This window comes from Acidovorax sp. GW821-FHT10E03, assembly GCF_059415205.1.
Window position 1 is genome coordinate 293,252 of sequence record NZ_JBWKMU010000002.1, and the last position, 11,320, is coordinate 304,571.

Annotated in this window: 9 protein-coding genes; 8 read left to right on the plus strand and 1 reads right to left on the minus strand. The window is 67.5% G+C overall.

What is annotated here, in order from left to right:
- Positions 1-212: 212 nt before the first annotated feature.
- From AC07OD_RS04510 to leuB, 6 genes are all read left to right on the plus strand, one after another.
- On the plus strand, positions 213-1,583 hold the full coding sequence (locus AC07OD_RS04510) for an MBL fold metallo-hydrolase (RefSeq protein WP_494595348.1): 1,371 nt from the start codon (positions 213-215) through the stop codon (positions 1,581-1,583).
- 139 nt (positions 1,584-1,722) lie between these two features.
- On the plus strand, positions 1,723-2,676 hold the full coding sequence (locus AC07OD_RS04515; RefSeq protein ID WP_492807332.1) for a LysR family transcriptional regulator: 954 nt from the start codon (positions 1,723-1,725) through the stop codon (positions 2,674-2,676).
- A gap of 32 nt (positions 2,677-2,708) precedes the next feature.
- Complete coding sequence (gene leuC, locus AC07OD_RS04520; RefSeq protein WP_494595350.1) at positions 2,709-4,130, plus strand: 3-isopropylmalate dehydratase large subunit; 1,422 nt, start codon at positions 2,709-2,711, stop codon at positions 4,128-4,130.
- Positions 4,131-4,142: 12 nt separating this feature from the next.
- A complete protein-coding gene (locus tag AC07OD_RS04525; protein ID WP_010463809.1) occupies positions 4,143-4,268 on the plus strand; it encodes an entericidin A/B family lipoprotein in 126 nt (41 codons plus the stop codon).
- A gap of 13 nt (positions 4,269-4,281) precedes the next feature.
- The gene (gene leuD / locus AC07OD_RS04530) at positions 4,282-4,932 is read left to right on the plus strand and encodes a 3-isopropylmalate dehydratase small subunit (protein ID WP_218340124.1); all 651 of its coding nucleotides are present in this window, start codon (positions 4,282-4,284) and stop codon (positions 4,930-4,932) included.
- Between the two features lie 89 nt (positions 4,933-5,021).
- The gene (gene leuB / locus AC07OD_RS04535) at positions 5,022-6,095 is read left to right on the plus strand and encodes a 3-isopropylmalate dehydrogenase (RefSeq protein WP_218295565.1); all 1,074 of its coding nucleotides are present in this window, start codon (positions 5,022-5,024) and stop codon (positions 6,093-6,095) included.
- A gap of 75 nt (positions 6,096-6,170) precedes the next feature.
- On the opposite strand, the gene AC07OD_RS04540 is transcribed toward leuB, so the two are convergent.
- Complete coding sequence (locus tag AC07OD_RS04540) at positions 6,171-6,845, minus strand: dihydrodipicolinate reductase (protein WP_494595351.1); 675 nt, start codon at positions 6,843-6,845, stop codon at positions 6,171-6,173.
- 368 nt (positions 6,846-7,213) lie between these two features.
- On the opposite strand from AC07OD_RS04540, the gene asd reads away from it, so the two are divergent.
- Together asd and AC07OD_RS04550 are read left to right on the plus strand one after the other, a co-directional pair.
- Positions 7,214-8,344, plus strand: coding sequence for an aspartate-semialdehyde dehydrogenase (gene asd, locus AC07OD_RS04545; RefSeq protein WP_494595352.1), 1,131 nt, complete (start codon positions 7,214-7,216; stop codon positions 8,342-8,344).
- Between the two features lie 289 nt (positions 8,345-8,633).
- Positions 8,634-11,294 (plus strand): motility hub landmark protein FimV, encoded by a 2,661-nt coding sequence (locus AC07OD_RS04550; protein ID WP_494595354.1) that lies wholly within the window; start codon positions 8,634-8,636, stop codon positions 11,292-11,294.
- Positions 11,295-11,320 lie beyond the last annotated feature (26 nt).

Sequence of the window (11,320 nt, forward strand, 5' to 3'; positions counted from 1 at the left end):
ACCCCGCCCCCGACTGGAAGCGGCGCCCCACGGTAGCACCGAAGTCCCCATGGCAACAGGAAAACATTGCCAGCCGCCATTTCTTGATCTGAGGCAAGAAGCTGCCGGCAGGCCGCCCCCGCCCACCCGCCCGCGAAGTAGCATGGAAATCCACGCTGCCGCCCTCCAGGGCGGCGCCACGGCCCCAGGAACATCGCGCAGGAGCATCCGGCATGAACAACGACGTCAACCTCACCTTCCTGGGCGGCTCCGGCACGGTCACAGGGTCCAAATACCTGGTCCGCCACAACGGCAGGTGCCTGCTGGTCGATTGCGGCCTGTTCCAGGGGTACAAGCAGCTGCGCCTGCGCAACTGGCAGCCCTTGCCCGTCACGCCCCGGCAGATCGACGCGGTGGTGCTGACCCATGCGCACCTGGACCACAGCGGCTACCTGCCCCTGCTGGCCCGCGACGGCTATGCCCGCGCCATCCACTGCACACCGGCCACACGCGACCTGTGCACCATCCTGCTGCCCGACAGCGGACACCTGCAGGAGGAAGACGCCGCGTACCTCAACCGGCACCAGCTCAGCAGCCACACCCCCGCCCTGCCCCTGTACACCCGGCTCGACGCACTGCACTGCCTCAAGCAGTTCCAGGTCCATGCCTTCCACCAGGTGTTCGAGCCCCTGCCGGGCTGGCGCGTGACCTTTTCCCCCGCAGGCCACATCCTGGGGGCGGCCAGCGTGCTGCTGGAAGTGGGGGGCCGCCGCATCCTGTTCTCGGGCGACCTGGGGCGACCCGACGACCTGCTCATGAACCCGCCCGATGCTCCGCCCCCGGCGGACACGGTCCTCATCGAGTCCACCTATGGCGACCGCGAGCACCCCGCAGAAGACTTGCAGGGCGAGCTGGGTGCCGCCCTGCAGCGCCTGGCGGCCCGTGGCGGCATTGCCGTGGTGCCGGTGTTCGCCGTGGGCCGCGCGCAGGTGGTCCTGCATGCCATCGGCCAGCTCAAGGCGCGCGGGGTGGTGCCCGCCTCGCTCAAGGTGTTTTTGGACAGCCCCATGGCGGTCAGCACCACGGGGCTGTTCCAGCATCACATGCAGGAACACCGGCTGAGCGGCCGCGAGGTGCAGGCGCTGGAACATGGCGCCACCATGGTCCAGACGCCCGAACAATCCAAGGGGCTGGCCAGGCTGCATGGCCCCATGGTCATCCTGTCGGCCAGTGGCATGGCCACGGGGGGCCGCGTGCTGCACCACCTGGCGCTGCACGCGGGTGACCACCGCAACATGGTCATCCTGACCGGCCACCAGGCCCCCGGCACCCGGGGCGCGCGCCTGGCGGCGGGTGAAAAGAACATCCGCATCCACGGCCAGGACGTGGCCGTGCGCGCGGAGGTGGTGCATCTGTCGTCCGCCTCGGCGCATGCGGACGGCCACCAGCTCATCGCCTGGCTGCGCAGCATGGGCCATGCGCCGGACCAGGTGTACGTGGTGCACGGAGAAATGGGCGCTGCCGACATGCTGCGCCAGCGCATCGAGCACGAACTGCGCTGGCACGCCCGGGTGCCGGAGCACGGCAGCACCTGCGCCGCCTGAGCCTCCGGGCTTCTTGAGCACGCGTCGCCCGCTGGGGTCACAGCGGAGCGGCAGCCCAGCCATCGCGCACAACGATGGCAACCAATTCATAATAGGAAGAAAATACAGAACCTTCTCTTTTCGAGAAGACAATGACACGATGAAAAGCTCCGAGCGCAGTTTTGCGCGCCGTATCGACCTGACCTCGCTGCAGCTGTTTGTGGCGGTGTGCGAGCTGGGCAGCATCGGCCGGGCGGCCGAGCGGGAGTTCATTGCCGCATCGGCCGTGAGCAAGCGCCTGTCCGACCTGGAAACAGCCGTGGACACCGCGCTGCTCTACCGCCACAGCCGCGGCGTCACGCTGACGCCCGCGGGCGAAAGCCTGCTGCACCACGCGCGCACCGTGCTGTTCGGGCTCGAACGCATGCAGGGTGAACTCAGCGAATACGCCGACGGCGTGCGTGGCCATGTGCGCATGCACGCCAACATCTCGGCCATCTTCCAGTTCCTGCCGGAAGACCTGGGCGCGTTCGCCCGGGAGCACAGCCAGATCAAGATCGACCTGCAGGAACACCTGAGCAGCGACGTGCTGCATGCCGTGCAGGAGGGCGCGGCGGACCTGGGCATCTGCAATGTCAGCATGGCCAGCGGCAACGGCGCCATGGAACTGCAAAGCCGCCCGTACCGCGCCGACAACCTGGTGCTGGTTGTGCCGCAGGCGCATGAACTGGCGGGACGTGACGCTATCAATTTTGAAGACATCCTGGACTGGGACATCGTTGGCCTGCATGCCAACAGCAGCATCAGCCTGGCCATGCGCTCGGCGGCTGCGGCGGCCGGGCGCCCGCTGCGCCAGCGCATCCAGGTCACCGGGCTGGACGCCATGTGCCGGATGATCGACAGCGGCCTGGGCGTGGGCTTGCTGCCCGACCGCGCCTTTGAGCTCATGCGCGGCGTGGGCCGGCTGCAGGCCATTGCACTGACGGACGCCTGGGCCCACCGCGAGCTGCGCGTGGTGGCCCGCGATTTCGATGCCCTGCCCGTCACCGCCCGGCTGCTGGTGGAGCACCTTGCTCCCCGCGCCGCGGCCATGCCGCCCAGACCCCAACACTAAAATCACCCCACCTGAAGGAAGAGAGCCACCCCATGGGACGCACCCTGTACGACAAGATCTGGGACGAGCACGTCGTCCATACCGAAGAGGACGGCACCTCCATCCTCTACATCGACCGGCACCTGGTGCACGAAGTCACCAGTCCGCAGGCCTTCGAAGGCCTGCGCGAGGCGGGCCGCAAGGTCTGGCGCATGAGCTCCATCGTGGCCACCGCCGACCACAACACGCCCACCACCGGCTGGGAAAACGGTTACGACGGCATCACCGACCCAATCAGCAAGGAACAGATCACCACGCTGAACGACAACATGGCGCAGATCACGCCGGCGGCGTTCTTCCCGTTCATGCACAAACGCCAGGGCATCGTGCACGTGATCGGCCCGGAGAACGGCGCCACCCTGCCCGGCATGACCGTGGTGTGCGGCGACAGCCACACCAGCACGCACGGCGCCTTCGGAGCACTGGCCCACGGCATCGGCACCAGCGAGGTCGAGCACGTGATGGCCACGCAAACCCTGCTGGCCAAGAGGGCCAAGAACATGCTGGTGCAGGTGGACGGCACGCTGGCCAAAGGCGTGACCCCCAAGGACGTGGTGCTGGCCATCATCGGCAAGATCGGCACGGCCGGCGGCACGGGCTACACCATCGAGTTTGCGGGCTCCGTCTTCCGCGCCATGAGCATGGAAGGCCGCATGACCGTGTGCAACATGGCCATCGAAGGCGGCGCGCGCGCGGGCCTGGTGGCGGTGGACGACAAGACCATTGACTACGTCAAGGGCCGCCCCCTCTCGCCCACGGGCGTGGAATGGGACCAGGCCGTGGCGTACTGGAAGACCTTGCATTCGGATGCCGACGCGAAGTTCGACACCGTCGTCAAGCTCGACGCCGCCGACATCGTGCCGCAGGTCACCTGGGGCACCTCGCCCGAGATGGTGCTGGGCGTGGACGCCCGCGTGCCCGACCCCGACAAGGAAAAGGACGCCAACAAGCGCGGCGCCATCGAGCGCGCGCTGACCTACATGGGCCTGCAGCCGGGCAAGCCGATCAACGACATCACCATCGACAAGGTGTTCATCGGTTCGTGCACCAACAGCCGCATCGAAGACATGCGCGAAGCCGCCGCCGTGGTGAAGAACCTGGGCCGCAAGGTCGCCAGCAACGTGAAGCTGGCCATGGTCGTGCCCGGCTCGGGCCTGGTCAAGGAACAGGCCGAGCGCGAAGGCCTGGACAAGATCTTTGTGGCCGCGGGCTTTGAGTGGCGCGAACCCGGCTGCTCCATGTGCCTGGCCATGAATGCCGACCGCCTGGAGCCCGGCGAGCGCTGCGCCAGCACCAGCAACCGCAACTTCGAAGGGCGCCAGGGCGCTGGCGGCCGCACGCACCTGGTGAGCCCCGCCATGGCCGCCGCCGCCGCCGTGCACGGCCACTTTGTGGACATTCGTCAATTTGCCTGAAGGAGCCCTGTCATGAAAAAGACCGCAACCCTCATCGTGCTCGCCATCACCTTCGTGCTGGCTGGCTGCAACACCGTCAAGGGCGTGGGCCAGGACGTACAGCGTGCCGGCGGCGCCCTCGAGCGCGCCGCCAAGTAATCCAGAGAACGCCATGCAGAAATTCACCTTGCTCAAAGGCCTCGTGGCCCCGATGGACCGCGAGAACGTCGATACCGACGCGATCATCCCCAAGCAGTTCCTCAAGTCGATCAAGAAGACCGGCTTTGGCGTGAACCTGTTCGACGAGTGGCGCTACCTGGACCACGGCGAGCCCGGCCAGGACCCCGCCAGCCGCAAGCCCAACCCCGACTTCGTGCTGAACCAGCCGCGCTACGCGGGCGCCTCCGTGCTGCTGGCGCGCAAGAACTTCGGCTGCGGCTCCAGCCGCGAGCACGCGCCCTGGGCGCTGGACCAGTACGGCTTTCGCGCCGTGATCGCGCCCAGCTTCGCCGACATCTTCTTCAACAACTGCTTCAAGAACGGCCTGCTGCCCATCGTGCTGCCCGAAGCCACGGTGGCCCAGCTGTTCGACGAAGTGCTGGCCTTCCCCGGCTACCAGCTCACCATCGACCTGGAGCGCCAGGTCATCGTGCGTCCGCAGGGCCAAGAGATTCCGTTCGAGGTGCAGGCCTTCCGCAAATACTGCCTGCTCAACGGCTTTGACGACATCGGCCTGACCCTGCGCCAGTCCGACAAGATCAAGGCCTTTGAAGTAGAGCGCCTGGCGACCAAGCCCTGGCTGGCGCACACCATGGTGTCGTGAGACGGCGTGGGCATCCAAAATATCAGTCAAATTGGCATCTAGCGCTTTACCCACAAGCGCTGATAGCTATCAAAAACAAAGCAAATTCAATGAAAATCGCAGTTCTGCCGGGTGACGGCATTGGCACCGAAATCGTCTCTGAAGCCGTCAAGGTTCTGGAGGCCCTGGAACTCCCGTTCGAGATGGAGTCCGCCCTGGTGGGCGGCGTGGCGTACGACGCGCACGGCCATCCACTGCCCGAGTCCACGCTCAAGCTCGCCAAGGAAGCCGACGCCATCCTGTTCGGCGCCGTGGGCGACTGGAAATACGACAAGCTCGACCGCCCCCTGCGCCCCGAACAAGCCATCCTGGGCCTGCGCAAGAACCTGGGCCTGTTCGCCAACTTCCGCCCCGCCATCTGCTACGAGCAGCTGGTGGGTGCATCCAGCCTCAAGCCCGAGCTGATCGCGGGCCTGGACATCCTCATCATCCGCGAGCTGACGGGCGACATCTACTTCGGCCAGCCCCGCGGCCGCCGCGTGGCCACCGACGGCCACTTCCCCGGTGCCGAGGAAGCCTTCGACACCATGCGCTACAGCCGCCCCGAGATCGAGCGCATCGCCCACGTCGCCTTCCAGGCTGCGCGCAAGCGCAACAAGAAGGTCACCAGCGTGGACAAGGCCAACGTGCTCGAAACCTTCCAGTTCTGGAAGGACGTGGTCACCGACGTGCACAAGGAATACCCCGACGTCGAGCTGCAGCATATGTATGTCGATAACGCCGCCATGCAGCTCGTGAAGGCGCCCAAGGCGTTCGACGTGGTGGTCACCGGCAACATGTTCGGCGACATCCTGTCGGACGAAGCCTCCATGCTCACCGGCTCCATCGGCATGCTGCCCTCGGCCAGCCTGAACAGCACCAACCAGGGCCTGTACGAGCCCAGCCACGGCAGTGCGCCGGACATCGCCGGCAAGGGCGTGGCCAACCCGCTGGCCACCATCCTGTCGGCCGCGATGATGCTGCGCTTCAGCCTGAACCAGGAAGCCGCCGCCCAGCGCATCGAAGCCGCGGTGCAGAAGGTGCTGGCCCAGGGCCTGCGCACCCCCGACATCTACAGCGAAGGCACCACCAAGGTGGGCACGGCGCAGATGGGCGATGCAGTGGTCAAGGCGCTGGCCGCCTGAACCCCACCGCCCGGCGGTCACGAAAAAGCGCCGGTCCTCCGGCGCTTTTTTATTGTTGTGGCGCCCGCGTGCCGCCTACACCCACGCGTTGTCGATGAACTCCATGATGGAATAGCACCGGTTTTCCAGCGGCCGCTCGCGCACGGCCGCCACGATGTGCGCGACACCCTCCGCATACGGTGCATCGCCATAGACACGGGTTTCCAGCGTCACGCTGCACGCGCCATCCTCGATCAGCACCCGGTGGTAAGCGTGGCGGGCGAGATGCTCCTGGGGAATGTGCAGCACGTCCCGTTGCACCCCGGCATCGCGCACGGACCGGATGTCCCCCGGCGCCAGGCCCAGCGCCTGCGCCATGCTGACGGCCGTGCCCGGCACCGAGGACTTCTGGGCCTGGTGGGATTCGGTCAGCCCGGTGCGGTAGCCGCGAAACAGAGGCCCGCTGCGCTCCAGCATGGCCATGAACTTGAGCATGAGGATGTTGGTGTTCGGACACAGGACGACCGGAAAACCCACCACACGCCCTTCCAGCCCGGACCCGGTGGCCAGTTCCACCAACGGGGAGTGCGTGGATTCGCAAAAGGCGCAGGCAGCCTCCAGCTCCCTGCCGGAACCGGCATGCAGCACGACAGATTTTTCTGCACGCGGCCCCTCACCGGCCCATGGCAAAACCTGCGCTTCGCCACGGGCAGGCAGCGCCCCCAGAAGCTCCTTGGCCAGCTTGCCTGACCCTACAACGATGACTTGCATTTCTACTTTCAAATTGAACAAAGGAGGCAAAGGCAGCACTGTAGACCGCCGCACCGGCGTGGCGCGCGGCCAGCCCGGCTGGGCGGGCTCTTTTTGCGCCGCCCACGGAGGGCGCGCGCCGCAGGGCCGCCGGCGCACCCGGATCCAGGCCGTATCCGGTACAATATTCGCCTATGTTTGCCGCCCGCCCGTTCGCCCTGAACATCGCACCCGCCGCCCCGGCCGGTGTGGCTGCGCGCGCAACCATCACCAAAACCACGACCATTAAGGGCTGACTCAGCCTGGTTCGTCGTGCGCCCTCCCTGGCCAGACGAGCCAGGCGAGCAGTCCGGTCTGGCACTGTTTCTTATTTAGAAAGGGCGTTTGAAATGAGCAAGTTGGTAGGGTTGGTTGGCTGGCGCGGAATGGTCGGCTCGGTCCTGATGGACCGCATGGCGCAGGAGAAGGATTTCGACCTGATCGAGCCGATGTTCTTCTCCACCTCGAACGCAGGCGGCAAGGCTCCCGCGCAGGCAAGGAACGAGAGCACCCTGCAGGACGCGTTCGACATCGAGGCCCTCAAGCGCTGCGAAATCATCATCACCGCCCAGGGCGGCGACTACACCAACGAGGTCTATCCCAAGCTGCGCGCCGCTGGCTGGAACGGCCACTGGATCGACGCCGCCTCCTCCCTGCGCATGGAGAAGAACGCCGTCATCGTGCTGGACCCGGTCAACATGCCCGTGATCAAGAACGCCCTGGCCCAGGGCGGCAAGGACTGGATTGGCGGCAACTGCACCGTGAGCTGCATGCTGATGGGCGTAAGCGCCCTGTACAAGGCGGGTCTCGTGGAATGGATGAGCACGCAAACCTACCAGGCGGCCTCCGGCGGCGGCGCGCAGCACATGCGCGAGCTGCTCACGCAGTACGGCACACTCAACGCCGAAGTGAAGGCCCTGCTCGATGACCCCAAGAGCGCCATCCTGGAAATCGACCGCAAGGTGATCGCCAAGCAACGCGCCCTGACGGGCGCTGAAACCGCCAACTTCGGCGTGCCGCTGGGCGGCAGCCTGATCCCCTGGATCGACAAGGACCTGGGCAACGGCATGTCCAAGGAAGAATGGAAGGGCATGGCGGAAACCAACAAGATCCTGGGCCAGGGCGAGGGCTTCAGCGCCCCCGCCGTGCCGGTGGACGGCTTCTGCGTGCGCGTGGGCGCCATGCGCTGCCATAGCCAGGCGCTGACCTTCAAGCTGAAGAAGGACGTGCCCCTGGCGGACCTGGAGGCAATGATCGCCGCCGACAACGAGTGGGTGAAGGTCGTGCCCAACACCCGGGAAGCCACCATCAAGGACCTGACGCCCGTGGCGGTGACCGGCACCATGGACATCCCCGTGGGCCGCATCCGCAAGCTGGCCATGGGGCCTGAATATGTCGGCGCGTTCACCATTGGCGACCAGCTGCTGTGGGGCGCGGCCGAACCGCTGCGCCGCATGCTGCGCATCCTGCTCGACGCCTGAACTCCGGCCCCCCGAAAAGCGCGCGCAGCCCCGGCTGCGCCCGCTTTTTTGCACCAAGGGTCTTGACACACTCAGTTACGCCACGTTGGCAATTGGCAACATCTTGGCGCCCCAAGTTGGGGCGCCAGGACCCCTCTCAAAGCTTCGGCGCCACCTCAGCTTGTCAGTGCAAAACATTGATGCTATGGTGCTTTTTACATATTTTCACGCGCCGGGGCGGGACCAGACCATGAGAAAAAAAGCACCGCTCGACCGAGCCGCACAAAAACCTACTCAGTTGTTGGCAAACATGCATCGTTGGAAATTCTCTGCCCTGGCGGCGGCAGCCGTAGTGTCGGCCGGCTTGTACGCGGGCGACGCCTCGGCCCTGGCGCTGGGCCGCATCACCGTGCAGTCTGCCCTGGGCGAGCCCCTGCGCGCCGAAATCGACCTGCCCCAGATCACTCCCGCCGAAGCGGACAGCTTGCGGGCCACCACGGCCTCCCCGGACGTGTTCCGCGCCCAGGGCATGGAATACACGCCCACCATCAACAATCTGCAGATCCAGCTGCAGCGCCGCCCGGATGGCACGGCCGTGCTGCGCCTGACGAGCAGCCGGCCCGTGAACGAACCCTTCCTCGACCTGGTGCTGGACGCCAACTGGGGCTCGGGCCGCATCGTGCGCAGCTACACCATGCTGTTCGACCCGCCCGCGCTGCGCCGTCCCGCGCCAGCGGTGACGGCCTCTCCGCAGTTGCCTGCGCCGGCCACCCAGCAGGCTCCTGCCGTGCGCGCGCCGGTCGCCCCGCGGGCCAGCGAATCTCCCGCAGCGGCGGCCCCTGCCGCACCGCCGACGCCGCGTCCGCCAGCCGTGGCCGCCCGCCCCGCCCCCGCCGATGGAGTCAGGGTGCAGGCAGGCGACACGGCGGGCCGCATTGCGAACGCCCACCGCCCCGCCGACGTGTCCCTCGACCAGATGCTGGTCGCCATGATGCGCGCGAACCCCGATGCTTTCATCCAGGGCAATGTCAACCGCCTGAAGGCTGGCGCGGTCCTGCAGATGCCCGACCAGGCTGCGGCGCAGTCCACGCCGGCACCCGAGGCGCGTCAGATCCTTGCCGCGCAGGCCCGGGACTTCAACGAATTCCGCCGCAAGCTGGCGGGTGCCGCCCCCACCGCCGCGGTCGCCGCCGCAGAACGCTCGGCCTCCGGCGCGGTGCAGGCCCGTGTGGAGGACAAGAAACCTGCCACGGCCGCGCCCGACAAGCTCACGCTGTCCAAAGGTTCCGTCAAGGGCCAGAAGGCGGCCGAGGACCAGCTCGCCAAGGACAAGCAAGCCGGAGAGGCCGCCACGCGCATGGCCGAGCTGTCCAAGAACATCACGGACCTCAACAAGCTGGGCGCCGCGTCGGCCGCTGCGGGCAGCGCCGCACCGGCGCCCGCCGGCGCCGCCAGCGCTCCTGCCGCGGTGGCAGTGCAGGCACCCGCCGTTCCTGCCACGCCCACGGCCCCTGCCGTGCCGGAAACCCCGGCACCAGCCCCTGCTCCCGCAGCCAGCGCGCCGGCAGATGCAGCCGTGCCGGCGGAAGCCGCGTCCGAGCCTGCCTCCGCACCCGCTCCGGCCGCATCGGCGCCAGCGAAGCCAGTCCGCGTTCCCGCACCGGCTCCCGCACCAGTTGAAGAGCCGGGTTTCCTGTCCGGCCTCATGGACGACCCGCTGCTGCCGCTCGCCGGTGGCGGGCTCCTGGCCTTGCTGCTGGGCTATGGCGCCTACCGCGTGGTTCAGCGCCGCCGCCAGAATGCGGGCGTCGACAGCTCCTTCCTGGAAAGCCGCATCCAGCCGGATTCGTTCTTCGGCGCCAGCGGCGGGCAGCGCGTCGATACCGCCAACAGCGAGATGACCACGGGCTCGTCCATGGCCTACTCACCCAGCCAGCTCGATGCCGGCGGCGACGTGGACCCTGTGGCCGAAGCCGACGTGTACCTGGCCTATGGCCGTGACCTGCAGGCCGAGGAAATCCTCAAGGAGGCGATCCGCCACAACCCTGCCCGCGTGTCGGTGCATGTGAAGCTCGGTGAGATCTACGCCAAGCGCCAGGACCGCAAGGCCCTGGAGGCGGTGGCAGGGGACGTGTTCAAGCTGACCCAGGGCGAAGGCCCGGACTGGAACCGCATTGCCGAGCTTGGCCGCGATCTGGATCCCGAAAACCGCCTTTACCAGCCTGGCGGCCGCCCAGGCATGGCCGAGGACGAGTCGCCATCGCTGCCCCCAGGCGGATTCCCGAGCACGTTCACGGGCGTGGGCGGCGCGGCGGCGACGGCTGCGTTGCCCCCCGACCTGGACCTCGACCTGGATCTGGACCTGCCCGACGACGCGCTGACCGATGCGCCAGCGGTGGCCCCGGCACCTCCCGGCGGATTTGCCGCAGCGGCGGCCGCGGCCGCGGCATCGGGCGGTGCCCGCCGCGCAGCGGACCCGGCCGACGAGCCGCAGACACTGCGCCCTGAACTGGACCTGCCGGAGTTGCCGTCGGCGACCGCTCCCGCCTGGAATGCGCCAGACGTGGCACCAGCCTCGGGCACGATGGCGCCTCCGCCCGTGGCCAATCTGGACTTTCCTTCGGCGGACGACCTGAGCATGGCACCCTCGGGCCCCATGCCGCTCACCGCGGATGCCCAGGACTCCGGCCCGATGGAGTTTGACCTCGGCGACCTGTCGCTGGACCTGAACGCCCCCTCCAAGCCCATGGCGGCCCCCGCAGCCAAGGCCCCTCTGCCGACCCCTGAATTGAGCGACGACGGCTCGGCGGCGGCGCAGGACGACCCACTGGCCACCAAGCTCGCGCTGGCCGAAGAGTTCAATGCCATCGGTGATACGGATGGTGCACGCACGCTGATCGAAGAAGTGGTTGCCGAGTCCAGCGGCGCCCTCAAGACCCGCGCCCAGCGCATGCTGGCCGAACTGGGTTGATGCGGCCCGCCCCGCAGGCCGCCCCC